The sequence below is a fragment of the Rhodoferax sp. TS-BS-61-7 genome, from assembly GCF_002943465.1.
GTDB lineage: Bacteria > Pseudomonadota > Gammaproteobacteria > Burkholderiales > Burkholderiaceae_C > Allorhodoferax.
This window is the reverse complement of record NZ_PTQY01000001.1, coordinates 446,872-473,444: the sequence shown is the minus strand read 5'-3', so window position 1 is coordinate 473,444 and position 26,573 is coordinate 446,872. Positions and strand designations below refer to the sequence as shown.

Sequence of the window (26,573 nt, the reverse complement as noted above, 5' to 3'; positions counted from 1 at the left end):
ACACAATAACGACAACGAACAGGAAGAAAACATGGGACGACAATATTTCGGCACCGACGGCATTCGCGGTACCGTGGGGCAAGCCCCCATCACCCCCGACTTTGTGCTGCGCTTGGCGCATGCCGTGGGCCATGTGCTCAAGGAAACCGAGGCGCGCCCCACGGTGCTGATCGGCAAAGACACCCGTATCTCGGGCTACATGCTGGAGAGCGCGCTGGAGAGCGGCTTCAACTCCGCCGGCGTGGACGTGGTGCTGCTAGGCCCACTGCCCACGCCAGGCGTGGCCTACCTGACGCGCGCACAACGTGCCTCGCTGGGCGTGGTCATCAGCGCCAGCCACAACCCGTTTGCCGACAACGGCATCAAGTTCTTCAGCGCCAAAGGCAGCAAGCTGCCCGACGCTTGGGAGCTGGCGGTGGAAGCCGAGTTGGAGAAACCACCGGTGTGGGTGGACTCCGCCAGCTTGGGCAAGAGCCGCCGCTTGGACGACGCGGCGGGTCGTTACATCGAGTTTTGCAAGAGCACCTTTGCCAATGATTTGACCCTTAAGGGTTTGAAGATCGTGGTGGATGCGGCGCACGGTGCGGCGTACCACATCGCCCCCAAGGTGTTCCACGAGCTGGGCGCCGAGGTCATTGCCATTGGCTGCTCGCCCGATGGCCTGAACATCAACAAGGGCGTAGGTGCTACGCACCCCGAGGCGCTGGTGCAGGCCGTCAAAGACAACAAGGCTGACTTTGGCGTGGCGCTGGATGGCGATGCCGACCGCCTGCAACTGGTGGATGCGGACGGCCGCCTCTACAACGGTGACGAGCTGCTCTACCTGATGGCCGACGACCGCTTGGGCCGCGACGAGCATGTGCCCGGTGTGGTGGGCACACTCATGACCAACATGGCGGTGGAAGTGGCGCTCAAAGCCCGCGGTGTGCAGTTTGTGCGCGCGAAGGTGGGCGATCGCTATGTGCTCGAAGAGCTGGAAAAGCACAAATGGATCTTGGGCGGCGAAGGTTCGGGCCACCTGCTGGCGCTGGACAAACACACCACGGGTGACGGCCTGGTGTCGGCCCTGCAGGTGCTGCAAGCCTGTGTGCGCAGTGGCAAGACCATGGCGCAACTGCTGGACGGTGTGACGCTGTTCCCGCAAACCCTGATCAACGTGCGACTGGCGCCGGGCCAAGACTGGAAGTCCAACACGCGCCTGAGCGAAGAAACCAAGGCGGCCGAAGCCGCGCTGGGTGACAGTGGCCGCGTGCTGATTCGTGCCAGTGGCACCGAACCGTTAGTGCGTGTGATGGTGGAAGCGCGCGATGCCGCACAGGCTCAAAGCTGTGCCCAGCGCATTGCCGATACCCTGAAGGTCTGAACCCATGACGAATGCGATCCGCGTGGTCCGTGCCGACTACGCCAACCCCGTGCATGCCGCGGCCTTGGTGATGCTGCTGGATGCCTATGCCAGCGACCCCATGGGCGGCGGCGAGGGCCTGAATGACTTTGCCAAGGCCAACCTCGTGCCCTCGCTGGCTGCGCGCCAGCAGGCCTTCAGTGTGATGGCATATGCGTCGCAGGACGATGCCACGCCTGTGGGCCTGATCAACTGCATTGAAGGCTTCTCCACCTTTGCCTGCAAGCCGCTGGTGAATGTGCACGACGTCGCGGTGCTGCCCGGCTATCGCGGCCAGCGCATTGGCGAGAAGATGCTGGCGCTCGTGGAGCAGATCGCGGTGGAGCGCGGTGCCTGCAAACTCACGCTCGAAGTGCTGTCCGGCAACGGCGGCGCGGTAAAGCTGTACGAACGCGTGGGCTTTGCCTATTACGAACTGGATCCGGCCATGGGGCAGGCCGGGTTTATGCAGAAGTGGCTGGCCTGAAAGGTCTTATTTTTAGCCTTTTAGGCCTAAAGCGCCGGTGGATATTGCGCAAGCAGCTCCTATTTTGATAGCGAAGTCAGCGCGCTAAGCGCTGCTATGCCCACCGGCCGCTCTGCCAGCCACGGCACCAGGTAGGTGTTACGGGACAGGCCGTTGGCAATCCGGTCCATTTGTTGTTGTTCACCCGCCAACCGCGCGGCCAAGAGCGGGTCGTGGGTGCCAGCGGCGGCCATGCTTTTGTTGATGACCCAGGCGAAGGGCTCAATCTTGGCGCGGCGCAGGTCGTCTTGCCGCGCGGCCGCTTGCGACACGGGCGTGACCTCGGGCAGCGTGACCAGCACGATGCGGGTGTGCTGTGGGTCTTGCAGGCGCATCAGCGGGGTGACCAGGCGGCCGGGGTTGGCATCGCCATACTCGCGCAGCATTTGGCGGTGGTACGCGCCGGTGGCATCCATTAGCAGCAGGCTGTGGCCGGTGGGTGCGGTGTCCAGCACCACAAAGGCGCTGCGCGCCTCACTCACGATGCGCGAAAACGCGTGGAACACCGCCACCTCTTCGGTACAGGGCGATTGCAGGTCTTCGTGCAGTAGCGCGATGCCCGCCGCATCCAGGCCTGGCGATTTGGCCGCCATCACCTTGGCGATGTATTTTTCGGTCTCTACCTTGGGGTCGATGCGGTCGACCTTGAGGCCGGGTAGGCTGCCGTCCACGGTGACGCGCAGGTGGTCTGCCGGGTCGGTGGTGCTCAGGTGCACCGAGTGGCCGCGCTCCACCAGCCCTGCGGCAATGGCTGCAGCCACAGTGGTTTTGCCCACACCGCCTTTGCCCATCACCATGATGAGCCCGCGGCCCGGAGCGGCGAGTGCATCGGTCAGCGCGGCGAGTGTAGGCCTTGCGTCCACTTGCTGAGTGGTCTGCGTGGGAGTGGATGGTGGTGCAAGGCTTTCCCGCGTTTGCAGCAGCGCACGCAACGCGGGTAGTCCCACAGTGTCAAACGCGCGAAGTGGAATATGGTCTTGCGGCAGCGCCTGCAAGTGGGCCGGCATGGCCGCCAGTGCCTGTGTGCCCAGCGCTTCAAATGCGGTGGCTACCGCATCGTCCGCCACGCTGGCGTGGAACACCCCGTTGATTGCCAGCCGCTGGTTGTGCAGGCCCAAGTCCTGAAGCTCCAGCGAGGTGCGGGCCGCCTCCGTAATCGCACCCACGTCGGGCCGGGTTACCAACACGACCATGGTTTGGTTGGCGTCGCTCAGCGTTTGCAAGGCTTGGGCAAACCGGGCTTCTTGCATCTTGAGGCCCGAGTGCGGCCCGAGGCACGACGCGCCGCGGTCGTTGCCCTCCAGAAAACCAGTCCAGGCCTTTGGCAGGCTCAAGAGGCGCAGCGTGTGGCCGGTGGGCGCGGTGTCAAACACCACGTGGTCATAGCCAGCGGCATCGCCGCTGAGCAGGTTGGCAAACTCGTCAAACGCGGCAATCTCGGTGGTGCAGGCGCCCGACAGCTGTTCTTGTACCTGGCTGCGCTCGTCCTCCGTACTGGCCGGGTCCATTTGGGCCAGCACGCGGGCGCGGTAGCTTTGGGCAGCGTTGTCGGGGTCGATGTTGAGTACGGACAAGCCGGGCACACCGGGCACCGGCACCGGGGTGTTGGCTAGGGTGATGCCCAGCATCTCGTCCAGGTTGGAGGCGGCGTCGGTGCTCACCAGCAGCACCTGCTTGCCGCCGTCGGCCAGCGCAATCGCGCAGGCCGTGGACAGCGAGGTTTTGCCCACGCCCCCCTTGCCAGTGAAGAACAGGTGACGGGTGGGGTGGTCTAACAGCTTGAGGCGTGGCATGGCAGGTTTTCCATCAGGCGAGAGGGCGTGGGCCCATCGGGCACCCACATGACAGGAGCGAAACCGCCGCCTTCTGTTCGGAAATTGGTGGTCTGGCCGCTATAAGTGCGGGCGGCCAGCAGTTGCACGTGCCCGGCGTAGGTGTAGGCGCGCAGATCGAATTTCAGTTCAGTGGCCGCATCACCTACCTGCATGGCACGCAGTGGCGGAGGTACCAGCGTTTGGGCGATGTAGTCGCCTTGCTGAATTTGCTCCCACACTTTTTTGGTGAGTTTGTCGCCGCGGTACACCGCACGGCCGCCAAAGCCGTCTAGCGGTTTGAAGAACAGCTGTTTGCGTTGCTCCCAGAGCGCTGCGGCGTTGGCGGCACTGACGCGTTCGCAGGCAGGCACCGTGGCCAGCAGGGTTTGTTGGTCCGCTGGCGGGACGCCCAAGGCCTGCAGCGTTGCCGCCTGACCCAGCGTGACCAGATGTTGTTTGTTGGCGCGCAAGGCATGGGCGCGTGGGTGCGGCGTGACTGCCACCACATCTTTTGCGTAGGCCTGCGCCAGTGCCGCGTGTATCGGGTCCGACAGGTCAAAGTCCGTCAGGCGGTTGTAAACGAGGTCCAGCGCCAGTGCACCGCTGTAGAGCACGCCGTTGCGCAGTTGCAGCATGCCCGGATCTGTCACCACGGCCTGAATGCCATGGCGCTGGAACAGCTCGGCAAACAGCGCGAACTCGGGCGCAAGGTACTGGCTCTGGGGGGCTTCGTCCACGATGGCAATGCTGCGCAAAAGGCGAGGTGCCTGCCCGCGCGCGCGGTTGAACAAGTCCCACTCGGCCTGGAACATGGCCACAAACTCGTCTTCCAGCGTGGCCATGTTGCGGTAGGCGTTGAGGGCCGGGTTCATGAGCCCGCAACACACAGCTTGCGCGCGCAGCAGCACCGCGTTGAGCATGGCGCCGCCCGCATTGGTGTTGATCTCAATCAGCTGTGGGCCTTGCGGCGTGATGTGGAAGTCGTAGCCCATGAATACGCCCAAGGGCCCATGGTCTGCCTGCGCCATCGCGCTGGCGCCTGGCAGCACCTGCTGGGCCCAGGCGGGCAGGGACAAGGTGCGTTCTAGCGCCGCCACCGCCGCCTGCACGGCTTGCACCGTGGCCTGCGAGGCAAATACGGCTGTGTTGGAGAACAGGTGCGGATGGGTGAGTGCCAGCGTGTCCGCCACATCGCGCAGGCCCGCATCTCGGCCCAGTTCGCGCTGCAGCTGGGCTGCATCCAGCGTCTGGCAGCGGCAGCCGTGGTTCAGTGCATCGGCCAGAGCGGTGGGTGTGTGTTGCATGGGTTGGGGGCTTGTTGCTACAGGCTACGCTGATTCACCCGCTTCATCAGTTGCTCAGCGCTCTCTTTGCGCTCGCTGTAGCGGTCCACCAGATAGGGTGAGGCGTCACGAGTGAGTAGCGTGAACTTCATGAGCTCTTCCATCACATCGACCACGCGGTCAAAGTAAGCAGAGGGCTTCATGCGGTCGTCGTCACCGAACTCCATGTACGCCTTGGCCACGGAGCTTTGGTTGGGGATGGTGAGCATGCGCATCCAGCGGCCCAGCACACGCATCTGGTTCACGGCGTTGAAGCTCTGCGAGCCGCCGCTCACCTGCATCACCGCCAGCGTTTTGCCCTGGGTGGGGCGCACCGCGCCGCTGTTGAGCGGAATCCAGTCGATCTGCGCTTTCATGATGCCGGTCATGGCGCCATGCCGCTCGGGCGAGGTCCAGACCATGCCTTCGCTCCACCGGGTCAGTTCCCGCAGCTCCTGCACCTTGGGGTGGGTGTCGGGTGCGTCGTCGGGCAGGGGCAGGCCGCTGGGGTTGAAGATACGGGTTTCGGCGCCCATGGCTTGCAGCATGCGGGCCGCTTCCTCGGTCAACAGCCGGCTGAAAGACCGGGGCCGCAGCGAGCCGTAGAGCAGCGCAATGCGGGGCGCGTGGGGGGAGGGCGCCGGGCGCAGCGCGGCCGCATCGGGCAAGCGGAAGTGCGCTGCGTCCAGCTGGGGCAGGGGGTTGATCAACTCAGGCACGTTCGCCCTTGTCATTCACCACCGCTTCGCCGTCCTCTTTGGCGAATGCGGCTTGTTGGGCTTGGGGCAGGATGTCCAGCACCAGCTCGGAGGGGCGGCACAGGCGGGTGCCTAGCGGGGTTTCCACCACGGGGCGGTTGATCAGGATGGGGTGGGCCAGCATGAAGTCCAACAGCTCGTCGTCGGTCCACTTCTCGTTCGCCAAATCCAGCTCGGCGTAAGGCGTGCCTTTTTCGCGTAGCAGGGCGCGCGGGCCGGTGCCCATAGCCGCCAGCAGTTCTTGCAAGCGCGCTTTGGTGGGCGGAGTTTTCAGGTACTCAATAACCTCTGGCTCGACGCCGCTGTTGCGGATCATGGCTAGCGTGTTGCGCGACGTCCCGCAGGCAGGGTTGTGGAAGATGGTAATGGTCATACGGTTTCTTTCTTGATGGAGAGCGCATGGGCCAAGGCAACGCCGAGCATTGCGCCCACGCATTGCGCCAGCACAAAGCCAATGGCGCTGGCCGGCGCAATGCCGGCAAAGCTGTCGCTGAACATGCGGCCCAAAATGGCCGCCGGGTTGGCAAACGAGGTGCTGGCAGTGAACCAGTAGGCCGCGCCGATGTAGCAAGCCACCAATGCGCTGGCTTTGCCTTCAGGCGCCCGCAGGATGGTGAACAGCAGGCCGCCGGTGGCCACGGCTTCGGCCACCCACTGGCCCCAGCCGGTGAACTGGTTGGCCGCGTCCCAGCCACCGCGCAGGTGTTGGCTGACGTGCAGCAGCGGCAGCTCGAACATAGCGTTGGCCAGTGCAGCGCCCGCGACCGCACCCGAGAGTTGTGCTGCTATAAAAAGAATAGCTGTTCGCGCACTATTGACGGTCGTCAACTGGCCTTTTGACCACATAACCAAGGTGACCAGCGGGTTGAAGTGGGCCCCGCTCACAGGCCCCAGGGTTTCAATCAGCACATACAGCGCAAACACGGTGGCCAGCGTGTTGGCCAAGAGCGCCACGCCGTCGTTGCCGCCGCTCATGCGCTGGGCCATGATGCCGGAGCCTATGACGGCGCAGAGCAGGGCGGCGGTGCCTGTGAATTCTGCGAGTAGCTGTTGTGCGAGCGGCTGTGGGCGTGCCTTTGGTACGAGGCGCCTGGGCGGCAGAGCGTTCTGCTTCGTGTCCTCCGCCCGCTGCGGGGTCTCACCCTTTACCTGCGCAGAACGCTCTGCCGCCCAGGTGTCTGGTGTGGCGTTGCGACGCGATTTCATCTTCGTGGGTTCGCTCATGCTTTCGCCAAATCTTTCGCGGTTTGCTGGATGGCCATGGTCTCCAGTTTGTCAGCCGGTAGGTTCACCAGCAGGTCCAGCCGGCGGCGGATGGCGTGCAGGGTGTGTTTGAAAGCTTCGGCTTTTTCCGCGTCCGTACCGTCGCCCGCAGACGGGTCGGCATAGCCCCAGTGGGCGGTCGCGGGTTTGCCGGGCCAAAAAGGGCAGACCTCGCCGGCGGCGTTGTCACACACGGTGATGATCAGGTCCATATGCGGTGCGGCGGGCAGGGCGAATTCATCCCAGCTTTTGCTTCGCAGGCCGTCGGTAGTAATGCCTGCGTTGCGCAGGGTTTGCAGGCCGATGGGGTTGGGTTGCTGGTTCTCGCGCGGGCTGCTGCCAGCGGAGAAGCCCTTGAAGCGGCCGCCCCCGATGTGGTTGAGCGTGGCCTCGGCCAGGATGCTGCGGGCCGAGTTGTGGGTGCACAAGAAGAGGACGTTGAGGGGCGATTTGGACATGAGGGCTCCTGGTTTGAGGGCGGTTAAGGGGTATTTGCTATGAATTCAGTAGCTGCTTGCGCATAATCCACAAGGTCTAGAGGCCAATTTGGCTTGTAAATGCAGAGTGGGCTAACAGCTGGCGCAACCCGCCGTGCTGTCGCTCACCTCGCAGCTTTCGCCCTGGCAGCAGTGCATGGTCATATAGGCCAGCAGGCCGTTCATTTGGGCAAAGTTGGCGCGGTAAATCAGGTTGCGCCCGCGCTGCTCGATGTCTACCAAGCCGGAATGGGCCAGTTCCTTGAGGTGGAAAGAGAGGGCGCTGGGAGCGCTGTCCAACTGCTGGGCCAGTGTGCCGGGGGTCAGGCCTTCGGGGCCGGCCACCACCAGGGCCTTGAAGGCGCGCAGGCGCTGGGCCTGGGCCAGGGCAGTCAGGGCCTTGAGGGCTTGGGCTTCATCAAAGGCTGTGGTGTTCATATTTCAATAATACTTGAAATATTGAATCAATTGCCACGACGCAATTTGTGTCACAAAAACTTCACGCGTCTGCCATGTGTGGGTCACAGGTGCTCTTCACACTTCCCGGTCAGTGCAATCACGCTCAAGGAAGGGGACAAGAATGCCAACAATATCCGCCACTGCCGTGCCTACGCTGGCCTCACCCACCGTACACCCCATTGCGCCTATCGCGGTGCAATCCATCGCCGTACAGGCGTCAGACGCTGTGCCCGTGCGCAACGGCATCGAGGTCTCCTGGGCCCGCCACCAGGACGAAGTGCGCGCCGCCCAGCGCCTGCGCTTTGACGTGTTTGCCGGTGAAATGGGCGCCCGCTTGAACACCCCCATTGCCGGTCACGACGTGGACCTGTTTGACAACTACTGCGAGCACCTCATCGTGCGCGACCAGGCCAGCGGCCAGGTTATCGGCACCTACCGCGTGCTCACCCCTACCCAAGCCAAGCGCGTGGGCAGCTTTTACAGCGACACCGAGTTCGACCTGACCCGCCTGCGCAGCATGCGCGAACGCATGGTGGAACTGGGCCGCAGCTGCGTGCACCCGGACCACCGCCATGGTGGCGTCATCATGGCGTTGTGGGGGGCGCTGGCCGAGTTCATGGTGCGCAACCAGCTCGACACCATGATTGGCTGCGCCAGCGTGCCCATGCTGCACAACGGCATCGTGAGTGGCGACGCGGCGGCCAGCATCTGGCGCCAAGTGCAAGCCACGCATTTGGCCCCCATTGAATACCACGTGCGGCCGCGTCTGCCGCTGCCAATTGATCAACTGGACAGCACGCTGGACGTGGAGCCGCCAGCGCTCATCAAAGGCTACTTGCGCCTGGGCGCCAAGGTGCTGGGCGCGCCAGCCTGGGACCCGGACTTCAACTCGGCCGACTTGCCGATGCTGATGCGCATTGCCGACTTGCCGGCCCGTTACCGTAAGCACTTTCTGGGGGCCTGATGCGCACCGCCTTCGACGCTCTGGGCGCCAACTGGCAGGGTTTGGCGCCAGGCGCCGAAGTCGATGACGATGAGGTGGGCCACCGCCGCTACCGCGCGGTGTTTGTGTCCGACATCCACCTGGGAACCGCCGGCTGCCAGGCCAAGGCCTTGTTGGATTTTCTGAAACACCACCCCAGCGACCACCTGTATCTGGTGGGTGACATCGTGGACGGCTGGCAGCTGCGCCGCCGCTGGTTCTGGCCGCAGGCGCACAACGATGTGGTGCAGAAGTTGCTGCGTCGCGCACGTAAAGGCTGCCGCGTGGTCTTCATCCCCGGCAACCACGACGAATTCGCCCGTGCCTTTGTCGGCCACCAGTTTGGTGGCATCGAGGTGCATCAGGATACGGTGCACACCACAGCCGACGGCCGCACGCTGTGGGTTACGCACGGCGACTACTTTGATGGCGTGATCCAGTGCGCCAAGTGGCTGGCCTACCTGGGCGACAACGCCTACGAGTTCACCCTCAAGCTCAACCGCTACCTCAACACCCTGCGCGCACGCATGGGCCTGCCGTACTGGTCGCTCTCGGCCTACCTCAAGCACAAGGTCAAGAAGGCGTTGAACTACGTGACCGACTTTGAGAAAGCCGTGGCCCACGAGGCGCGCCGCCGGGGCCACGACGGCGTGGTCTGCGGCCACATCCACCATGCCGAGATGCGCACCATCGAGGGCACGCTGTACTGCAACGACGGCGATTGGGTGGAAAGCCGCACCGCGCTGGTGGAGCACCTGGATGGCCAGCTTGAACTCATTTACTGGGCGGGAACGCCCACTCCCCCGGCCACCGCGGTGGCCACCCCCGCTTTGCAGGAAACTCACGCATGAAACTCGCCCTGATTACCGACGCATGGCAACCACAGGTCAATGGCGTGGTCACCACCCTGGTGGAGCTGGTGCGCGAACTCAAAGGCCTGGGCCACGTGGTGGAGGTGATTCACCCCGGTTTGTTCAAGACCCGGCCCTGCCCGGGCTACACCGGCATTGATTTGGCCGTGCGCCCCGGCAAGGCGCTGGCGCTGATGCTGGACGCCTGCGCACCCGACGCGATTCACCTCGCCACCGAAGGCCCCTTGGGCTGGGCCGGGCGCAGCTACTGCCGCAAGCACAAGCTGGCTTTCACCAGCGCGTACCACACGCGTTTCCCTGAAATCCTGCAGGCCGCGCTCAAGATCCCGCTCTGGATGGGCTATGCGCTGTTCCGCCATTTCCACAAGCCGTCCTCCGGTGTGATGGTGCCCACGCCCAGCGTGCTGCGCATGCTGGATGCGCAGGGTTTTCGCAAGCTGCGCAGCTGGACCCACGGCGTGGATGTGCAGCTCTTCCCCTACCAGGAGGAACCGCGGGTGTATGCACCGCTGGGCCTGCTGGCACGGCCGGTGTCGCTGTTTGTGGGGCGCGTGTCGTACGAAAAAAATATCGACGCTTTTCTGCAGATGGACGTGCCGGGCACCAAGGTGGTGTGTGGCGTGGGCCCGCTGGAGGCCAGCCTGCGCGAGCGTTATCCGCATGTGCGCTGGCTGGGCGTGTTGCCGCGTGACGAGCTGGCCCGCGTGTATGCCGCGGCCGATGTATTCGTCATGCCCAGCCGCTCCGAGACCTTTGGCTTGGTGATGCTGGAGGCCATGGCCTGCGGCACACCGGTGGCAGCCTATCCGGTGGAGGGGCCCAACGAGGTGGTGGGTGCTCCCCCGCAGGGCGGGGTGTTACATGCCGACCTGACCCAGGCCTGGTACGGTGCCTTGTCGGTGCCGCGCCACGAGGCACGTGCGCGGGCCCTGCACTTTGGTTGGGCGTATGCGGCGCTGCTGTTTGCCGGCCACCTGGTACCGGCGCGGGTCGCGCCTGCCAGCGCACCCGCTGCGGCACAAGATGTCACATCACTGTCATCTTGAAAGTCAACAATCCTTCACCGTTGTGTCATAAATGGGTAGGTGTTCATGTTGTCTGTTCTCCGCAAGCGCTTTGCCAAGCCCGCGCCCGTCGCGCCCGATTTGCTGGACCGCGACCACAGCATCCTGGCCTTTAATGAGCGTGTGCTGGACTGGGCGGTGCGTGACGATGTACCGCTGCTGGAGCGCTTGCGCTACCTGTGCATCGTGTCCTCCAACCTCGATGAGTTTTTTGAAGTGCGCGCTGAGCCGCACCTCACGGCCAGCCAGGCCAATGACCAGAAGGGCCAGTTCAGCGTAGGCTCTTTCGACCGCCTGGCCGATGCCCTGCACACCCTGGTGGCGCGCCAGTACACGCTGTACAACGAACAGCTCATGCCAGCCTTTGCGCGCGAAGGCCTGCACATCGCCTCGCATGGCGAGCGCACCGTGGCCCAGCGCGCCTGGGTGCGCCAGTACTTCGAACGCGAAGTCCGCCCGCTGCTGATCCCAGTGGGGCTGGACCCCTCGCACCCGTTTCCCCAGGTGGCCAACAAGTCGCTGAACTTCATCGTGCGCCTCAGTGGCAAAGATGCCTTTGGGCGCGAGAACGAAATCGCGATTGTGAAAGTGCCACGGGTGTTGCCGCGCCTGATTCGTATGCCCGATAAGGTGGCGGGAAAACGCACGCTGTTTGTGTCGCTGTCCAGCGTCATCCGTGCACACCTGGACTCGCTGTTTCCGGGGCGTGTGGTGGGGCAGTTTTCGCAGTTCCGTGTGACCCGCCACTCAGACCTGGCGGTGGACGAAGACGATGTGCAAAACCTGCGCACCGCCTTGCGCCAGGGCCTGGTGCACCGCCATTACGGCCAGGCCGTGCGGCTGGAAGTGTCGGCTGGTTGTTCCGAACACCTGGCGGACTTTTTGCTCAAACAGTTTGCCCTGCCGCCCAAGGCGCTGTACCGCGTGCACGGCCCGGTGAACCTGGTGCGCCTCACGCAGCTGATTGACCTGGTGAACCGGCCTGACCTGTGTTTCCCGGCCTACCGCCCCTCGTTTCCGGCGCAGCTGCAGCAGGCGCAATCCATCTTTGCGCAGCTCAAGCAGGGCGACATCCTGATGCACCAGCCGTTTGAGAGTTTTGACGGCGTGCTGGCCTTTCTGCGCGAGGCGGTGAACGACCCGCAGGTGCTGGCCATCAAACAAACCATTTACCGCACCGGGGCCGATTCAGAGTTGATGGACCTGCTGCGTGAAGCGGTGCGTCGCGGCAAAGAGGTGACGGTGGTGGTGGAGCTCAAGGCCCGTTTTGACGAAGAGGCCAACATCAACTGGGCCGAGATGCTGGAGTCGATTGGCGCGCAGGTGGTGTACGGCGTGGTGGGCCTCAAGACACATGCCAAGATGATGTTGATCACCCGGCGCGAGGGCAAGTCGCTCAAACGTTACGGCCATTTGTCCACCGGCAACTACAACCCGCGCACGGCCCGGCTGTACACCGATATCAGCCACCTCACGGCAGACACCAGTATCACCACCGACATGGAGCACGTGTTTGTACACCTGGCCAGCCAAAGCAAGCTGCCACGCCTGTCCAAGTTGTGGATGGCGCCATTTCATTTGCACCGCAACCTGGTGGCCAAGATTGACGCGCTGGGCGACGCCGCGGGCCGGGGGGAGTCCACCCGCATCGTGGCCAAGATGAATTCACTGACCGACGAGGCCCTGATCCGCAGCCTGATGCGCGCGGGTGCGCAGGGTGTGCAGATCGACCTGATCGTGCGCGGTGCCTGCATGCTGCCGGCCCAGGTGTCGGGCCGCACCGAGAACATCCGCGTGCGTTCGGTGATTGGTCGGTTTCTGGAGCACTCACGGGTGTTTTATTTCCGCCAGGGCGAGGTGGAAGACCTCTACCTGTCGAGCGCCGACTGGATGAACCGCAACATGGTGCGGCGTGTGGAGCTGGCCTGGCCGGTGACCGACCCGGTGTTGCGCCAGCGCATGGTGGATGAGTGCCTGGTGGCGTATTTGCACGATGGGGTGGACGCCTGGGATCTGGGTGCCGATGGCCGCTACCAGCGGGTGCAGTCACACAGTCCGCACACCCCCGCCCATGGGGCCCAGGCCGCACTCATGGCACGTTACGGCCACCATACAAAAGCCTGAACAAGGGAGAGGGAGCGATGGATTTGATTCTCTGGCGCCACGCGGAAGCCATTGACCTGGATCTGGTGGGCGACGACATGCTGCGCACACTGAGTAGCAAGGGGGACAAACAAGCGACCCGCATGGCCGCTTGGCTGGATCGGCAGCTGCCCGACGGTGCCCGCATCTGGGCCAGCCCGGCGGCGCGCACCGACCAGACGGCGCAGGCGCTGGGCCGCAAGTTCAAGACCCATGCCGCCATTGCCCCGCTGGGCAGTGTGGACGATCTGCTGGGGCTGGTGCAATGGCCCCATGCCAAGGGCTGTGTGCTCGTGGTGGGCCACCAGCCCACATTGGGGCAGACCATTTCGCGCCTGCTGGGCCTCAACGAGAGTGAATGCGCCATCAAAAAAGGCGCGGTGTGGTGGCTGCGCTACCGCGAGCGCGAGGGTGCAGGCCAGACCGTGGTGGTGACCGTGCAATCCCCCGAGTTGCTGTAGCTCGGGCCTGGCTCCGGTGGGTCAGGCCTTCTTGGCTTTGGCCGGGCGGCCGGTTTTCAGGCTGGGCACGGCCAGCAGGGCTTGTTTGAAGGCCGCATCAGACAGGGCCGCAATGGCTTTGACGCCAGCGCGGATCAACTCGGTCTTCTTGACCGGGCTGCCCAGTTTGGCGGCGCGCAGCTTGAGCACATTCAGTACGTCGTATTCGGGCTTGGGGATGGTGAAGCTGTCGCGCACCATCTTGGGCTTCTTGGCCTTGGGCGTCTTGACTGCTACGGGCTTGGCAGCGGGTTTCACCGCGGGTTTTGCGCTGGTCTTGGCAGCCGGCTTGGTGGCTGCCACGCTGGCCTTCTTGGGGGCGCTGGCCACAGGTTTCTTGGCCACAGCCACTTTGGCTTTGGGGGCTGCTGGTTTGGCGGCTGCCTTGGTTTTTGCAGCGGGCTTGGCAGCGGCTTTGGGCGCAGGCTTCTTGCTCACCACAGGTTTGGCGGGAGCAGCAGGTGCAGCAGCTGGTGTGGGGGGGAGTGTTTTTTCGGTCGAAGTCACGTACAAAATCCTTCTGAAAAGTGAAACGGTATATACAGTTTATACCGTTTAATTTTAGGGGAAAAATACACAGCGCCACACTGTCATGACACTGTCACCGAGGCTTCATAAACTCGCCTGCCCCTAGTGTCTTGGAGAACGTGCCATGCAGCCACAGCCTTTGCGTTTGGTATCCGGCATTGCGCCCCTCACCCCGGGTCTGGGGCCGTTGCAAAAAGTGCTGCAGGACGCGAGTCTGTACCCCGTGTTTCAGCCGATTGTGAATCTCTCGGATGCCTCTATCCACGCCCACGAGGCGCTGATTCGCGGCCCCGCCGGAACACCCCTGCACACCCCCGACAGCCTGCTGCGTGCGGCTGCGGTGGAGGACCTGCGGTATGAGTTTGAGAACGCCTGCGTGGTGTCCACCTTGCGCACCTGGGGACATATGCGCAGCGGCGGTCGGCTGTTTGTGAATATCAGCGCCAATGCTTTGACCCGCATCTTCAACCTGCGCGGGCGCGAAGGCCTGCTGCGTTGGATTCTGGACCTGCGGGTGATGCCGCGCACCCTGGTGCTGGAGATTACCGAGCACGAACGTGTGGACAGTATGGACCGCCTGGCCGAAGTGGTGCAGGAGATCCGCTCGGCGGGTGTGTCACTGGCGCTGGATGACTTCGGCGATGGCCACTCCAGCCTGCGCCTGTGGTCGCAGCTCAAACCCGAGGTGGTGAAGATCGACAAGTACTTCACGCGTAACATCAGCGCGCATGGCGACAAGCTCAAGACCATCCAGGCCCTGCAGCAGATTGCCACCATCTTTGGCAGCTCATTGGTGGCCGAGGGCATAGAGACCGCCGAAGATTTGCGTGTGCTGCGCGATCTGGGCATCGAATACGGCCAAGGGTATTTCTTGGGCCACCCGGACCGCAAACCGCTCAAGTACCTGGGGGTGGACCCCCAGCGTGTGCTGGGTGAGCGACAGGTGGTGGTTTTTCCTGAACTGGGGCGCATGTCGCAAGGCGGGCATTTGCGCAGCCTCTCGCTGCTGCGGGCACCCACAGTCACACCCGACACGCACAACGACGCGCTGGCCGAGATCTTTCTGGAGCACCCCACCTTGCATGCGGTGGCCATGCTCGACGGCGAGCGGCCGGTGGGCATCATCAACCGTGCACTGTTTATGAACGAATACAGCAAGCTCTACTACCGCGAGGTGTGGGGGCGCAAACCGTGTGGCGTGCACGCCAACCCGGAGCCCCGCCTGATTGAGCGCGAGCACAGCGTGGACGAGCTGGTGGGCATCCTCACCTCACAAGACCAGCGTTATTTGAACGACGGTTTTATTGCCACCGAAAACGGCCGCTACGTGGGCCTGGGCACCGGTGACCAACTGGTGCGTTCGGTGACTGAGACACGTATCGAAGCGGCGCGCCACGCCAACCCCCTGACCTTTTTGCCGGGCAATATCCCGATCAGCCAACACATGGAGCGGCTGCTTAAAAAACAGGTGCGTTTTGTGGCCTGTTATGCCGACCTGAACAACTTCAAGCCGTTTAACGACTACTACGGTTACTGGCGCGGCGACGAAATGATTCGCCTGCTGGCACGCGTGGCCATGGAGCAGTGTGACTCGCAGCGCGACTTCTTGGGCCATGTGGGCGGTGACGACTTCATCATCCTGTTTCAGAGCCCGGACTGGAAGGTGCGTTGTGAGCGCCTGGTGGCCGAGTTTGCGGAGCGTGCGCTAGCCATGTTTGACGAGGCAGCGCGTACACGCGGTGGTATTGAGGCCGAAGACCGCCACGGTGTGCAGCGCTTCTTTCCGTGCACCACGTTGTCCATCGGTGCCGTGGCGATTGATGGCAGCCAGTTTTCGCGTGCCGAGGATGTAGCCAATTTGGCGGCGATGGCCAAACATGCGGCGAAGCAGGCGGGGGTGGGGTTGTGGGAGCGTGAGGCTCTGTTGCCTTGATTTTTTAACACCCACTCCCCCAGCCCCTCGCCCCGTCGGCGAGGGGAGCCTTTAACAGCCGAATTTATCTCTTGCGCGCCGGCTACGGGGCTACTGGGGTGAGGTTGCCACGGTCAGTTCGCTCCACGGCCAGCGCCTTCGGTTGTGGATACCTCGGAAATGTCGGTCTGCCAACGCTGGCGGCTGCGCCCGCCAGTGGCGGAGTGCCGGCCCATGCGAAGCGCTACAACCGTTGGCACTGGCCGTGGTGTGCCTACCCGTTTGCAACGCTTCTTCTGTAGCACCGTAGCCGAAGCGAGCTCACCAAATCGGCTGTTGAAAAGGCTCCCCTCGCCGACGGGGCGAGGGGCTGGGGGAGTGGGTGTTAAAAAAAGCGGTGCAGCGCGAACAAAAACACAGCAAGAAAACCAGGACTCAAACCCCCACCAACTCCAAACTCCAAGGCGTCTTCTGCCAAAGCTGCACTTCCTCTTGCAGCAAGTGCGCGCTCTGCGGGAAGGCGGTTGCCCAGCCGTTGCGGCAACGCAGCCGGAATGCATGGTCCTCGCCGCGCGCCAGCGCCATGCCCTGCAGGTCCGGCGCACGCCGTGCGTGGCACAAAATCACGGCTAGGCGCAGGCACATCAGTTGCAGCACCAGGTCGTCCTGCTCCAGCGAAGATTCCAGCTTGCGCAGCTTGCCGCGGTGGCCCAGCACCAGCAGGCTCAGGCGGTGCATCTCAGAGAGCGAGAATCCCGCCGCATCGGCGTTGTCCAGAATGTAGGCGCCGTGTTTGTGGTAGTCGCTGTGCGAGATGTGGCTGCCAATTTCGTGCAGGCGGGCCGCCCAGTGCAGCTTGCGGAACGTGCGGCCGTGTTCGGGGTGGTGTTCGTCCAGCGGGCCGCCCAGCACCTGCTGCAGCAGGTGGGTGGCCACGGTGCCCACACGTTCGCCGTGCGCCGTGTCCACATTGAACTTGCTGGCCAGGCGCTGCACACTTTTGGCACGCAGGTCGCCATAGGTGTTGGCCGTGCCCAGCAGGTCACAAATCAGGCCGTGGCGCAGGCCGCCGGCGGCATGTTGCATCTCGGTGATGCCCAGCAGGCTGAAGACGGCGCGCATGACACTCACGCCGCCACCGATGATGGCCTTGCGGTCTTCGCGCATGCCGGGCAGGCGCAAGCGGTCTGCGCTTTGCGCGGCAATCAGGCGGTCTTGCAGCCAGTCCAGCCCGTCCTGCGAGACCGTGCCGGCGGGCCAGCCCGCGGCCACCAACACGTCACCAATCGCACCCACCGTGCCAGCGGAGCCGTAGGCGGTGTCCCAGCGGTCCGGCGGGTAGGCGTCCAGCGCTTCGTCCAGCACCGCCTTGGCCGCAATTTCGGCCATTTCGAACGATTTTTTGCTGAAATTTCCGTCCGGAAAATAACGCTTGGACCAGGCAATGCTACCCACGCGGTATGACTCCATCACGTTGGGAGTCAGGCCGGTGCCCAGAATCAGTTCGGTGGAGCGGCCACCAATGTCCACCACCAGGCGGCGTTCTTCGGTGGCGGGCAGCATGTGGGCTACGCCCTGGTAAATCAGGCGGGCCTCTTCGCGGCCCGAGATCACGTCGATGGGGAAACCCAGCACCGCGTTGGCACGTTCCAGAAAGGCATCGCGGTTGCGCGCCTCACGCAGGGTCTGGGTGGCCACGGCCTTGACTTCGCCGGGTTTGAAGCCTGCCAAACGCTCGCCAAAACGGGCCAGGCATTCCCAGCCAGCCTGCATGGCGGCGGGGGTGAGGTTGCGGTCTTCGTCCAGACCGCCGCCCTGGCGCACGGTCTCTTTGAGGTATTCGGTCCGTCGAAATTCACCGTGGTCTACACGCCCAATTTCCAGGCGGAAGCTGTTGGAGCCCAGGTCCACGGCGGCCAGGCGATTTCCGTTTTGCATCGACGTTGTGTCAGGTAAGGGTTAAAAGCTGCAGGGAGCATAGCACCGGCCTGTGGCCGGACAAGGTCGGGCTTAACCCACCAGGCGGCCATCGGCGGCCACCATGCTTTGGGTGACGAACGCGGGTGTTTTGCGTCTGGGGTCGGGGTTGATGCGAAAGCCCCCCAGGTCCATGGGCAGGCGGCGGGCAAAGGCTTGCAGGGTATTGGCACGGTTCAGGGCACCGTCCAGGTTGCCCAGCACCTCTTGGGCGTAGCGGGCCGACAGGTAACCGGCCAGGCTTTGTGGGGTAGGGGGCTCGTCGTACAGGCGGTTCAGGGTTTCGCGGTAGCTGCGCACGATGGGCTGGTTGCCATTCACCGGGGGCACGGCCTGCGTGGCAATCACCGGGGTAAAGCGGGACACGCCCAGCTGCTGCAGGGCCTGCAGGTTCACGTCCGACATGGCCACGATGTAACGCTGCGCCGCCTGTTTTTCGATACCCTGGGAAAACTGCAGCAGCTCGGGCGTGCCGCCCAGAAAGATCAGGATGCGCGGGCTGTCGGGCCGCAGCTCGGTGGCCAGCGCTTGCAGGCTGGTGCTGGGCACATAGGTTTTGAGCTTGAGTTTCAGGCCGGCGGCGGCCTGTTCCAGGTCGGTTTGGTAGCTGGCACGCTCGGCAGCGGATGCAAACACGGCGCCAACCTCGGTCACGCCCATGATGGACAGGGATTTGACAGCGTGTGCAATTTGCTCCTGCCGCGTGGCAAAAATGCCAAAAGTGTTGTCTTGTCCTTCAGGCGCCACGCTGTGCAGCCAGGGCGCCACGTGGGCCACATCGGCCGCTTCGCGTTGCAGCAGGGTCGCCAGCTGGCTGGCCGCCCGGTGGCCGGCGCTGCCCACCACGGCCAGGCACTCGGGCATGGCCTTGAGGGTGTCCAGCACCGCGCGCAGGGACGGCGGGCTGCCGTCCACTTCCACCACCACATGTTTGATGGCCTTGCCGCGCACACCGCCGCGGCTGTTGAGGTCTTGCCAGGCCGCCCGGGCACCGATCAAAAAGTCCTTGGACACGTCAACCTGGCTGGCCGACATGTCCACCACCTGCAGCACGCTGGGCATCACCGCCGTGGCGCGGGGGCCTTGGGCCCAACTGGTGGCGGTGCCGAAGAGGCCGGCGCTGCAGGCCAGCGAGCCAAGAAACGTGCGACGCAGGAGGGGGCGGGGAAAAGTGTCAACCATGGGGGCGTTCCAACGAGATATGTTTGCTATAAAAATAGGAGCTGCTCGCGCATATTCCATAAGGTCTAGGTGCCAATTTGAATGAAAAATGGCCCGCTATCGGGCCATTGGCACACTTGGCAGTGCTTTACTTGCCCGCTGGGGCTGGCAGCACGGTGTCCACCACATGCACCACGCCGTTGGTGGCGGCGATGTCGGCTTGGGTCACGGCGGCGGTTTCCACCGTCACAAAGTCGCCCGCTTTGGCCACGGCCAGCATGCTGCCCTGCACGGACTTCACATTGCTGTTTTTCACGTCCGCCGCCATCAATTTGGCGGGTACCACGTGGTAAGTCAGCAGGGCTTTGAGTTTTTCGGGGTTTTTGGCCAGTTCGTCCATGGTTTTGGCAGGCACGGCCTTGAACGCGTCGTTGCTGGGCGCAAACACGGTGAAGGGGCCGCCTGTTTTCAGGGTCGCGGTCAAGCCGGCTTGGGTCACCAAGGTGTTGAGGGTGCTGAGCGAGGGGGTGTTGGCCAGGGTTTGGGCCACATCGACCGGGGCCGGGCGGGTGGCGCAGCCCACCAGGCCGGTGAGCAGGGCGGCCGCCAGCAAGCTACGGCGGCCAGAGTTGAAATGGGTGCTGAATGTCATGGTGTGCTCCGGGTTGAAAGCGCGAAGCGTAGAAAGTCAACGTGACAAGAATGTGACAAACACTTGAAAACCAGATGACGCAGCCTGTGTCACCCTGCGGCACCAGAAAAGCTGAAAAATGTCATACCGTTGTCACAAAAGGTTCTTAAATTCACATCGTTCGCTGTTTTCTTAACCAACCGATTGAGGTTTTCCCATGATCATTTCCTTCCAACGCGCACTGCTGGTCTCCGCGATGACCGCGGCAGTGGGCTTTGCCGGTGCTGCTGGCGCCCAAGAAATTACCGGTGCGGGCGCTTCTTTTCCCGCTCCCATCTACGCCAAGTGGGCTTCTGACTACAACAAGGCCACCGGTGTGAAGGTGAACTACCAGTCCATCGGTTCCGGTGGCGGTATCAAACAAATCGACTCCAAGACCGTGGACTTTGGCGCGTCTGATGCACCTTTGACCGACGAAGTGCTCAAGTCCAAGGGCCAGATGCAGTTCCCCACCGTGCTCGGTGGCGTGGTGCCCGTGATCAACGTCAAAGGCATTGAGCCTGGCCAGCTGAAGCTGACCGGCCAGGTGCTGGGCGACATTTTCCTGGGCAAGATTGCCAAGTGGAACGATCCCGCCATCAAGGCACTGAACCCCACATTGGCTCTGCCTGATGCGGCCATTGCCCAAGTGCGCCGTGCCGATGGTTCTGGCACTACCTTCATCTTCACCAACTACCTGAGCAAAGTAAACGCTGAGTGGAAGTCCAAAGTGGGCGAGGGCACAGCCGTGAACTGGCCTGTGGGCGCCGGTGGCAAGGGCAATGAAGGCGTGGCCGCGTTTGTGGGCCGCCTGCCCAACTCCATGGGTTACGTGGAATATTCCTACGTCAAGCAAAACAAGCTGAACTACGCCGTGATGCAAAACTCGGCCGGCAACTTTGTGAAGCCCGATGACGAAGCGTTCAAGGCCGCCGCAGCCGGTGCTGACTGGAACAAGTCCTTCTACCAAATCCTGACCAACCAGCCTGGCAAAGACGCTTGGCCCATCAGCGGCGCGACCTTCATCCTGATGCACCTGAAGCAGGACAAGCCCGCCAATGCGACCGAGACCCTGAAGTTCTTCAACTGGGCCTACGCCAACGGTGGCAAGGCTGCGGCCGATCTGGACTACGTGCCTATGCCTCCTTCCGTGATCGCTGCCATCCAGAAATCCTGGGGCGAGATCAAGGACGGTGCTGGTAAGCCCGTGGCCTTCAAGTAATCGACAGCTGCTACTGAACTGACGGAGAACAACCCCATGTCCTCTACACTCGTGCATGGGGATTCCCCGTCCAGCCTGTCTGCTACTTTGCCTACCCGTGCCATGACCCAACCACCTCCCGTCAAGCGTGCCCGCTCCGGCCCCCTGGCCGACCGAATTTTCGGCTGGCTCGCCAAAGGTTCTGCCCTGCTGACGCTGGCCTTGCTGCTGGCCATCCTGACCTCGCTGACCATCAGCGCCTGGCCAGCGATCAGCAAATACGGCCTCTCGTTTTTGACCAGCACCGTCTGGGATCCGGTCCAAAACGAGTACGGCGGACTGGTGATGATTTATGGCACCCTGGCGACCTCGTTCATCGCGCTGCTGATTGCGGTGCCGGTGAGTTTTGGTATCGCCCTGTTTCTGACCGAGCTGTCGCCCGCCTGGCTCAAGCGCCCGCTGGGCACGGCTATCGAGTTGCTGGCGGCGGTGCCCTCCATCGTCTACGGCATGTGGGGCTTGTTGGTGTTTGGCCCAGTGCTGGCCACCTATGTGCAGCAGCCGCTGCAAAGCCTGACCAACGGCATCCCCTACCTGGGCGCGTTTTTCTCAGGCCCACCCGTGGGCATCGGCATCCTGTCGGCCGGCATCATCCTGGCCATCATGATCATCCCCTTCATCGCCTCGGTGATGCGTGATGTGTTTGAAGTGACCCCGCCCTTACTCAAAGAGTCGGCCTACGGACTGGGTGCTACCACCTGGGAAGTGGTGTCCAAGGTGGTGTTGCCTTACACCAAGACCGGTGTCATTGGCGGCATCATGCTGGGCCTGGGCCGCGCTATTGGCGAGACCATGGCCGTGACCTTTGTCATCGGCAACTTCAACCAGCTCGATTCGCTGAGTTTGTTCCAGGCTGCCAACAGCATTACCTCTGCGCTGGCAAATGAGTTTGCCGAAGCTGGCGAAGGCCTGCACCAGGCCGCCCTGATGTATCTGGGGCTGGTGCTGTTCTTTATCACGTTCGTGATCCTGGCGCTGTCCAAGTTGCTGTTGTCGCGGCTGCGTAAATCCGAAGGAACCAAAACATGAGCGCCACCTTGTCGCAAGTCCGCGCCGCCCGCTTTGCCCAGCGCAAGCGTGTGAATTACGTCGCCACGGGCCTGGCCCTGGCTGCCATGGCCTTTGGCCTGTTCTGGCTGTTCTGGATCCTGTGGGAGACCTTTCGCCTGGGCATTGGTGGCATGAACTGGGCCACCTTGTCCCAGATGACACCACCGCCCAACGAAGAGGGCGGCCTGGCCAACGCCATTTACGGCTCCTTCCTGATGGTGTTTCTGGCCACCTGCGTGGGCACCCCCATCGGTGTGATGGCCGGCATCTACCTGGCGGAGTTTGACTCCAAGAGCTGGCTGGCCTCACTGACCCGCTTTGTGAACGACATCCTGCTCTCTGCTCCGTCCATCGTGATTGGCCTGTTTGTGTACGCCGTGGTGGTGTCGCGTTTCAAGTCCTTCTCGGGTTACGCCGGCATCATGGCGCTGTCGTTGATCGTGATTCCGGTGGTGATTCGCACCACCGAAAACATGCTGCAACTGGTGCCTTCCGGCCTGCGGGAAGCTGCCTATGCCTTGGGTGCGCCCAAGTGGAAGGTGATTCTGAGCATCACGCTGAAAGCCGCCCGTGCGGGTGTGATTACCGGTGTGCTGTTGGCCGTGGCCCGCATTGCCGGCGAAACCGCACCGTTGTTGTTCACCGCGTTGAGCAACCAGTTCTGGACCTCGTCTTTGGGCGAACCCATGGCCAGCTTGCCGGTCACGATCTTCAAGTTCGCCATGAGCCCGTATGAAAACTGGCAGCAACTGGCTTGGGCCGGTGTCTTCCTGATCACGGTGGCCGTGTTGGGCCTGAACATCCTCGCCCGGGTGCTGACCCGCAACAAATCCTGAGGCCCGCGGGCCCTGTACTGAACGGAAACCTTGTTATGTTGAACACACCTAGCGCCCCGACCAAGTCCAAGATTTCGGTCAAAGACCTGAACTTCTACTACGGCAAATTCCACGCCCTCAAGGGCATCAACCTGGAAATCCCCGAGAAGCGCGTAACCGCCTTCATCGGCCCTTCGGGTTGCGGCAAGTCCACCTTGTTGCGCATCTTCAACCGCATGTTTGAGCTTTACCCCGAGCAGCGTGCCGAAGGCCAGATCCTGCTGGACGGCGAGAACCTGCTGACCAGCAAAGAAGACGTGGCGCTGTTGCGCGCCAAGGTCGGCATGGTGTTCCAGAAGCCCACACCGTTCCCGATGTCGATCTACGACAACATCGCCTTTGGCGTGAAGCTGTTTGAAAACCTCAACGCCACCGATATGGAAGAGCGTGTGGAGTGGGCGCTGCGCAAGTCGGCCTTATGGTCCGAAGTGAAAGACAAGCTGCACCAAAGTGGCTCCAGCCTGTCGGGTGGCCAGCAGCAGCGCCTGTGCATTGCACGTGGCATTGCCATCAAGCCCGAAGTGCTGTTGCTCGACGAGCCTTGCTCGGCACTGGACCCGATTTCCACGGCCAAAGTGGAAGAGTTGATCGTGGAACTCAAGAATGACTACACCGTGGTCATCGTGACGCACAACATGCAGCAGGCTGCCCGTTGCAGCGACTACACCGCTTATATGTACCTGGGTGACTTGGTGGAGTTTGGTCCTACCGAGCAAATGTTCTTCAAACCCACGCGCAAAGAAACCGAAGACTACATCACCGGCCGCTTCGGCTGATCGACACAGAGGTCCCTATGTCTGATAAACATCTATCTACCCAGTTCGACAGCGAACTCACATCGGTCTCCACCCAGGTCATGGAGCTCGGTGGTCTGGTGGAGTCGCAAATTCGCCAAGCCATTTACGCGCTGTCCCAGTTCAGCGTCGAGGTGGCCAATGAGGTGACTTCGCGCGAAGCCCGCGTCAACGCCATGGAAATCGAGATCGACCGCGATCTGTCGTCCATCATTGCGCGCCGCCAGCCGACCGCCCGTGACCTGCGCCTGCTGATTGCCATTTCCAAAACCACGGCCAACCTGGAGCGCGTGGGCGACGAGGCCGAGAAGATTGCACGTATGGTGCGCTCCATCATTCAGAGTGGTGCTCCGCGTTCCTTGCCCTCGCTGGAGCTGCGTGTGGCAGCCGACTTGGCTTCCGGACTGCTCAACAAAGCGTTGGATGCGTTTGCCCGCCTGGACGTGAATGCGGCCGTGGCCATCCTCAAAGAAGATGACCTGATCGACGCTGAGTTCGATGGCTTTGTGCGCAAGCTGGTCACCTACATGATGGAAGACCCCCGCATGATCTCTCCCAGCCTGGACCTGCTGTTCCTGGCCAAGGCGATCGAGCGCATTGGCGACCATGCCAAGAACATCGCTGAGTTCATCATTTACGTGGTCAAGGGTGAAGACGTTCGCCACTCCACCATGGAAAAAATCGAGTCCATCGTCAAATGAGAAATATGCCTGCCGTCTTGGTGGTTGAGGATGAGTCGGCGATTGCCGAACTCATTGCTGTCAATCTGCGGCACAACGGTTTTCGCCCCCGCTGGGCCATGGACAGCGAATCTGCCCAGCGCGAGATTGACGCGGCCGTGCCCGACCTGATTTTGCTGGACTGGATGCTGCCTGGCGAGAGTGGTCTGACGCTGGCCAAGCGCTGGCGCACCGACCCACGCACCAAGGACACGCCCATCATCATGCTCACGGCGCGTGGCGACGAAGCGGACCGTGTGGCGGGGCTGGATGCCGGGGCCGATGACTACATTGCCAAGCCCTTCTCCACCAAAGAGCTCTTGGCCCGTGTGCGCGCCGTGCTGCGCCGCCGTGCACCCGAAGAGGCTGGTGAGGTCATCACCATTGCCGGTTTGAGCCTGGACCCGTCCACCCACCGGGTGACGTTTGAAGGCCAGGCGCTGAAACTCGGACCTACCGAATTCAAGCTGCTGAATTACCTCATGGGCCACGCCGAGCGTGTGCACAGTCGGGCCCAGTTGCTCGACAAGGTGTGGGGCGACCACGTCTATATCGAAGAACGCACGGTGGATGTCCATGTGAAGCGCCTGCGCGAGGCGTTGACCTTGGCCGGAACGATGGTGGAAACCGTGCGCGGTGCGGGTTACCGCCTGACTGCCAAGCCCGCCGTGGCGGTGTCGACCGACAAAGCCAGCGTGTGAACCAAGGCGGATCGGGCATGGTTTGGCGCCTGCTGTCCTTTGTGGGGCTGCAGAGCGTTGCTGCGGCATTGGCCTGGTTTTTGGTGGAGCCCGCTGCGCGCGTGCTGACTGCCTTGCTGGCCGCCATAGGGGCTGGTTATCTTTGGCTGTTGTTTGATGCGGTGCGCGGTATGCGCTTGCTCAACTGGTTGCGGCGTGGGGAATCCACCGAAGTGGCCCTCGGCGCCGGGCTGTGGGGTGAAGCGGCAGACCGCATGCGCCGTTTGTTGCGCACCCGTGAGCGCCAGGTGGTGGAGGGTGAGGGCAAGTTGCAGGATTTTTTGGCCGCCTTGCAGGCATCTCCCAATGGTGTGGTGTTGCTCGATGCGCAAGGGCGCATTGAGTGGTTCAACCAGATCGCAGGGGAACACTTTGGTTTCGATGCACGCCGCGATTTGCTGCAGCATTTTGGCAACCTGGTGCGCGACCCTGCGTTTGCTGCCTATTTTTCCGAACGCGATTTCAGCCACGACGTGGTGATGCCCGGACGCGACAGCACCAGCGCCAAGCCGGTGCGCCTGTCTGTGCACCTGCACCCGTATGGTGAAGGGCGCAGCCTGTTGTTGTCGCGTGACATCACGGCGGTGGAGCAGGCCGAGGCCATGCGTCGTGACTTTGTGGCCAATGTGTCGCACGAGATTCGCACGCCCCTTACGGTGTTGGCTGGGTTTGTGGAAACCCTGCAGGCACTGCCGCTGGGCGAGGACGACCGCCAGCGCTACCTAGGGCTGATGGCCCAACAGGCGCAGCGCATGCAAAGCCTGGTGAACGACTTGTTAACCCTGTCCCGGCTGGAGGGCAGTCCCTTGCCCTCGGTGCACGACTGGGTGCCTGTGCCTGCCGTGTTGCAAGCCTGTGAGACCGAAGCACTGGAGCTGTCGCGTTTGTTGTGGGGGCGCGCCCAGGACATCGTTTTTGAATCGGATGCGCCTTGCGAACTGGCCGGCTCGCAGCCTGAGCTGCACAGTGTGGTGTTTAACTTGGTGGGCAATGCGGTGCGTTACACCCCCGCAGACAAGAGCATTCGTGTGCGTTGGCAGGCCTTGGGCCATGGTGGTGCTGTGTTGTCGGTCGAAGACACCGGTCCCGGCATCGCGCCAGAACATTTGCCCCGGTTGACCGAGCGTTTTTACCGCGTGGACCGCAGCCGTTCGCGCGATACCGGTGGCACCGGCTTGGGGCTGGCCATTGTCAAACACGTGGCCCAACGCCACGGCGCGGAGCTGCGCATTGACAGCGTGCCGGGCAGGGGCTCTGTGTTCTCCATCGTGTTCCCCGCCAGTCGGGTGCGTGCTATGGCAGAACTCAGCCTGGCCACTGTCTGAGC

General features: G+C 62.8%; 26 protein-coding genes. 15 read left to right on the top strand and 11 right to left on the bottom strand.

Translation table 11 applies throughout. From position 1 onward, the window contains the following. Positions 1-31 precede the first annotated feature (31 nt). Together glmM and C5F53_RS02235 are read left to right on the top strand one after the other, a co-directional pair. The gene (gene glmM / locus C5F53_RS02240) at positions 32-1,363 is read left to right on the top strand and encodes a phosphoglucosamine mutase (RefSeq protein ID WP_105259690.1); all 1,332 of its coding nucleotides are present in this window, start codon (positions 32-34) and stop codon (positions 1,361-1,363) included. Between the two features lie 4 nt (positions 1,364-1,367). Then, positions 1,368-1,868 (top strand): GNAT family N-acetyltransferase, encoded by a 501-nt coding sequence (locus tag C5F53_RS02235; protein WP_105259689.1) that lies wholly within the window; start codon positions 1,368-1,370, stop codon positions 1,866-1,868. A 59-nt stretch (positions 1,869-1,927) separates the two neighbouring features. On the opposite strand, the gene arsA is transcribed toward C5F53_RS02235, so the two are convergent. The 7 genes from arsA to C5F53_RS02200 all read right to left on the bottom strand — a co-directional run bounded on the left by arsA (position 1,928) and on the right by C5F53_RS02200 (position 7,978). Then, on the bottom strand, positions 1,928-3,700 hold the full coding sequence (gene arsA / locus C5F53_RS02230) for an arsenical pump-driving ATPase (protein WP_105259688.1): 1,773 nt from the start codon (positions 3,698-3,700) through the stop codon (positions 1,928-1,930). Then, on the bottom strand, positions 3,679-5,025 hold the full coding sequence (locus C5F53_RS02225) for a hypothetical protein (protein WP_105259687.1): 1,347 nt from the start codon (positions 5,023-5,025) through the stop codon (positions 3,679-3,681). Before C5F53_RS02225 ends, arsA begins: the two co-directional genes overlap by 22 nt. Positions 5,026-5,042: 17 nt before the next feature. After that, positions 5,043-5,777, bottom strand: a complete 735-nt coding sequence (gene arsH / locus C5F53_RS02220; RefSeq protein WP_105259686.1) for an arsenical resistance protein ArsH — start codon at positions 5,775-5,777, stop codon at positions 5,043-5,045. Next, a complete protein-coding gene (gene arsC / locus C5F53_RS02215) occupies positions 5,755-6,174 on the bottom strand; it encodes an arsenate reductase (glutaredoxin) (protein ID WP_105259685.1) in 420 nt (139 codons plus the stop codon). Before arsC ends, arsH begins: the two co-directional genes overlap by 23 nt. After that, on the bottom strand, positions 6,171-7,025 hold the full coding sequence (locus C5F53_RS02210; RefSeq protein WP_236635181.1) for an MIP/aquaporin family protein: 855 nt from the start codon (positions 7,023-7,025) through the stop codon (positions 6,171-6,173). The genes arsC and C5F53_RS02210 overlap by 4 nt, the downstream gene beginning before the upstream one ends. Then, positions 7,022-7,522 (bottom strand): arsenate reductase ArsC, encoded by a 501-nt coding sequence (locus C5F53_RS02205; protein ID WP_105259684.1) that lies wholly within the window; start codon positions 7,520-7,522, stop codon positions 7,022-7,024. The genes C5F53_RS02210 and C5F53_RS02205 overlap by 4 nt, the downstream gene beginning before the upstream one ends. Positions 7,523-7,633: 111 nt before the next feature. Next, entirely contained in the window at positions 7,634-7,978 is a 345-nt protein-coding gene (locus C5F53_RS02200) for a helix-turn-helix transcriptional regulator (protein WP_105259683.1), read from the bottom strand. A 142-nt stretch (positions 7,979-8,120) separates the two neighbouring features. On the opposite strand from C5F53_RS02200, the gene C5F53_RS02195 reads away from it, so the two are divergent. The 5 genes from C5F53_RS02195 to C5F53_RS02175 are packed head-to-tail and all read left to right on the top strand — an operon-like array spanning position 8,121 to position 13,520. Further along, a complete protein-coding gene (locus tag C5F53_RS02195) occupies positions 8,121-8,963 on the top strand; it encodes a GNAT family N-acyltransferase (RefSeq protein ID WP_201740773.1) in 843 nt (280 codons plus the stop codon). Next, on the top strand, positions 8,963-9,832 hold the full coding sequence (locus C5F53_RS02190; RefSeq protein WP_105259681.1) for a UDP-2,3-diacylglucosamine diphosphatase: 870 nt from the start codon (positions 8,963-8,965) through the stop codon (positions 9,830-9,832). Before C5F53_RS02195 ends, C5F53_RS02190 begins: the two co-directional genes overlap by 1 nt. Then, positions 9,829-10,899, top strand: coding sequence for a glycosyltransferase family 1 protein (locus tag C5F53_RS02185; protein WP_105259680.1), 1,071 nt, complete (start codon positions 9,829-9,831; stop codon positions 10,897-10,899). Before C5F53_RS02190 ends, C5F53_RS02185 begins: the two co-directional genes overlap by 4 nt. A gap of 45 nt (positions 10,900-10,944) precedes the next feature. Further along, complete coding sequence (gene ppk1, locus C5F53_RS02180) at positions 10,945-13,041, top strand: polyphosphate kinase 1 (RefSeq protein WP_105259679.1); 2,097 nt, start codon at positions 10,945-10,947, stop codon at positions 13,039-13,041. 17 nt (positions 13,042-13,058) lie between these two features. After that, positions 13,059-13,520 carry a histidine phosphatase family protein gene (locus C5F53_RS02175; protein ID WP_105259678.1) on the top strand — a complete coding sequence of 154 codons (462 nt, stop codon included), beginning with the start codon at positions 13,059-13,061 and terminating at the stop codon, positions 13,518-13,520. Positions 13,521-13,541: 21 nt separating this feature from the next. Here C5F53_RS02175 and C5F53_RS20225 read toward each other — a convergent pair whose 3' ends face one another. Next, positions 13,542-14,066: a hypothetical protein gene (locus C5F53_RS20225; protein ID WP_161499869.1), complete on the bottom strand. Its 525-nt coding sequence runs from the start codon at positions 14,064-14,066 to the stop codon at positions 13,542-13,544. Between the two features lie 145 nt (positions 14,067-14,211). On the opposite strand from C5F53_RS20225, the gene C5F53_RS02165 reads away from it, so the two are divergent. Next, complete coding sequence (locus C5F53_RS02165) at positions 14,212-16,020, top strand: phosphodiesterase (protein ID WP_105259677.1); 1,809 nt, start codon at positions 14,212-14,214, stop codon at positions 16,018-16,020. A 414-nt stretch (positions 16,021-16,434) separates the two neighbouring features. Here C5F53_RS02165 and C5F53_RS02160 read toward each other — a convergent pair whose 3' ends face one another. The 3 genes from C5F53_RS02160 to C5F53_RS02150 form a co-directional block, all read right to left on the bottom strand. Next, a complete protein-coding gene (locus tag C5F53_RS02160; RefSeq protein WP_105259676.1) occupies positions 16,435-17,937 on the bottom strand; it encodes a Ppx/GppA phosphatase family protein in 1,503 nt (500 codons plus the stop codon). A gap of 72 nt (positions 17,938-18,009) precedes the next feature. Then, positions 18,010-19,158, bottom strand: coding sequence for an ABC transporter substrate-binding protein (locus tag C5F53_RS02155; RefSeq protein WP_161499868.1), 1,149 nt, complete (start codon positions 19,156-19,158; stop codon positions 18,010-18,012). 127 nt (positions 19,159-19,285) lie between these two features. Next, complete coding sequence (locus C5F53_RS02150; RefSeq protein ID WP_105259674.1) at positions 19,286-19,789, bottom strand: fasciclin domain-containing protein; 504 nt, start codon at positions 19,787-19,789, stop codon at positions 19,286-19,288. A 196-nt stretch (positions 19,790-19,985) separates the two neighbouring features. Between C5F53_RS02150 and pstS the strand changes: the two genes are divergently transcribed. From pstS to phoR, 7 genes are read left to right on the top strand one after another with little or no spacing between them, the layout of a single operon-like run. After that, positions 19,986-21,029 (top strand): phosphate ABC transporter substrate-binding protein PstS, encoded by a 1,044-nt coding sequence (pstS, locus tag C5F53_RS02145; RefSeq protein ID WP_105259673.1) that lies wholly within the window; start codon positions 19,986-19,988, stop codon positions 21,027-21,029. A 36-nt stretch (positions 21,030-21,065) separates the two neighbouring features. Continuing rightward, complete coding sequence (gene pstC, locus C5F53_RS02140) at positions 21,066-22,097, top strand: phosphate ABC transporter permease subunit PstC (protein ID WP_201740772.1); 1,032 nt, start codon at positions 21,066-21,068, stop codon at positions 22,095-22,097. After that, a complete protein-coding gene (pstA, locus tag C5F53_RS02135) occupies positions 22,094-22,954 on the top strand; it encodes a phosphate ABC transporter permease PstA (RefSeq protein WP_105259671.1) in 861 nt (286 codons plus the stop codon). The genes pstC and pstA overlap by 4 nt, the downstream gene beginning before the upstream one ends. A 35-nt stretch (positions 22,955-22,989) precedes the next feature. Continuing rightward, positions 22,990-23,769 carry a phosphate ABC transporter ATP-binding protein PstB gene (pstB, locus tag C5F53_RS02130; protein ID WP_105259670.1) on the top strand — a complete coding sequence of 260 codons (780 nt, stop codon included), beginning with the start codon at positions 22,990-22,992 and terminating at the stop codon, positions 23,767-23,769. A 17-nt stretch (positions 23,770-23,786) separates the two neighbouring features. Further along, a complete protein-coding gene (gene phoU, locus C5F53_RS02125; protein WP_094478445.1) occupies positions 23,787-24,488 on the top strand; it encodes a phosphate signaling complex protein PhoU in 702 nt (233 codons plus the stop codon). Further along, positions 24,485-25,207: a phosphate regulon transcriptional regulator PhoB gene (phoB, locus tag C5F53_RS02120; protein WP_105259669.1), complete on the top strand. Its 723-nt coding sequence runs from the start codon at positions 24,485-24,487 to the stop codon at positions 25,205-25,207. Before phoU ends, phoB begins: the two co-directional genes overlap by 4 nt. Before the next feature lie 17 nt (positions 25,208-25,224). After that, positions 25,225-26,571 carry a phosphate regulon sensor histidine kinase PhoR gene (gene phoR / locus C5F53_RS02115; RefSeq protein WP_105259668.1) on the top strand — a complete coding sequence of 449 codons (1,347 nt, stop codon included), beginning with the start codon at positions 25,225-25,227 and terminating at the stop codon, positions 26,569-26,571. The last annotated feature ends 2 nt before the right edge of the window (positions 26,572-26,573 follow it).

Excerpts from the sequence above, each read along its gene's own strand:
- glmM (WP_105259690.1), top strand. The coding sequence starts at position 32 with ATGGGACGACAATATTTCGGCACCGACGGCATTCGCGGTACCGTGGGG.
- C5F53_RS02235 (WP_105259689.1), top strand. The coding sequence starts at position 1,368 with ATGACGAATGCGATCCGCGTGGTCCGTGCCGACTACGCCAACCCCGTG.
- arsA (WP_105259688.1), bottom strand. The coding sequence starts at position 3,700 with ATGCCACGCCTCAAGCTGTTAGACCACCCCACCCGTCACCTGTTCTTC.
- C5F53_RS02225 (WP_105259687.1), bottom strand. The coding sequence starts at position 5,025 with ATGCAACACACACCCACCGCTCTGGCCGATGCACTGAACCACGGCTGC.
- arsH (WP_105259686.1), bottom strand. The coding sequence starts at position 5,777 with ATGACAAGGGCGAACGTGCCTGAGTTGATCAACCCCCTGCCCCAGCTG.
- arsC (WP_105259685.1), bottom strand. The coding sequence starts at position 6,174 with ATGACCATTACCATCTTCCACAACCCTGCCTGCGGGACGTCGCGCAAC.
- C5F53_RS02210 (WP_236635181.1), bottom strand. The coding sequence starts at position 7,025 with ATGAGCGAACCCACGAAGATGAAATCGCGTCGCAACGCCACACCAGAC.
- C5F53_RS02205 (WP_105259684.1), bottom strand. The coding sequence starts at position 7,522 with ATGTCCAAATCGCCCCTCAACGTCCTCTTCTTGTGCACCCACAACTCG.
- C5F53_RS02200 (WP_105259683.1), bottom strand. The coding sequence starts at position 7,978 with ATGAACACCACAGCCTTTGATGAAGCCCAAGCCCTCAAGGCCCTGACT.
- C5F53_RS02195 (WP_201740773.1), top strand. The coding sequence starts at position 8,121 with ATGCCAACAATATCCGCCACTGCCGTGCCTACGCTGGCCTCACCCACC.
- C5F53_RS02190 (WP_105259681.1), top strand. The coding sequence starts at position 8,963 with ATGCGCACCGCCTTCGACGCTCTGGGCGCCAACTGGCAGGGTTTGGCG.
- C5F53_RS02185 (WP_105259680.1), top strand. The coding sequence starts at position 9,829 with ATGAAACTCGCCCTGATTACCGACGCATGGCAACCACAGGTCAATGGC.
- ppk1 (WP_105259679.1), top strand. The coding sequence starts at position 10,945 with ATGTTGTCTGTTCTCCGCAAGCGCTTTGCCAAGCCCGCGCCCGTCGCG.
- C5F53_RS02175 (WP_105259678.1), top strand. The coding sequence starts at position 13,059 with ATGGATTTGATTCTCTGGCGCCACGCGGAAGCCATTGACCTGGATCTG.
- C5F53_RS02165 (WP_105259677.1), top strand. The coding sequence starts at position 14,212 with ATGCAGCCACAGCCTTTGCGTTTGGTATCCGGCATTGCGCCCCTCACC.
- C5F53_RS02160 (WP_105259676.1), bottom strand. The coding sequence starts at position 17,937 with ATGCAAAACGGAAATCGCCTGGCCGCCGTGGACCTGGGCTCCAACAGC.
- C5F53_RS02155 (WP_161499868.1), bottom strand. The coding sequence starts at position 19,158 with ATGGTTGACACTTTTCCCCGCCCCCTCCTGCGTCGCACGTTTCTTGGC.
- C5F53_RS02150 (WP_105259674.1), bottom strand. The coding sequence starts at position 19,789 with ATGACATTCAGCACCCATTTCAACTCTGGCCGCCGTAGCTTGCTGGCG.
- pstS (WP_105259673.1), top strand. The coding sequence starts at position 19,986 with ATGATCATTTCCTTCCAACGCGCACTGCTGGTCTCCGCGATGACCGCG.
- pstC (WP_201740772.1), top strand. The coding sequence starts at position 21,066 with ATGTCCTCTACACTCGTGCATGGGGATTCCCCGTCCAGCCTGTCTGCT.
- pstA (WP_105259671.1), top strand. The coding sequence starts at position 22,094 with ATGAGCGCCACCTTGTCGCAAGTCCGCGCCGCCCGCTTTGCCCAGCGC.
- pstB (WP_105259670.1), top strand. The coding sequence starts at position 22,990 with ATGTTGAACACACCTAGCGCCCCGACCAAGTCCAAGATTTCGGTCAAA.
- phoU (WP_094478445.1), top strand. The coding sequence starts at position 23,787 with ATGTCTGATAAACATCTATCTACCCAGTTCGACAGCGAACTCACATCG.
- phoB (WP_105259669.1), top strand. The coding sequence starts at position 24,485 with ATGAGAAATATGCCTGCCGTCTTGGTGGTTGAGGATGAGTCGGCGATT.
- phoR (WP_105259668.1), top strand. The coding sequence starts at position 25,225 with ATGGTTTGGCGCCTGCTGTCCTTTGTGGGGCTGCAGAGCGTTGCTGCG.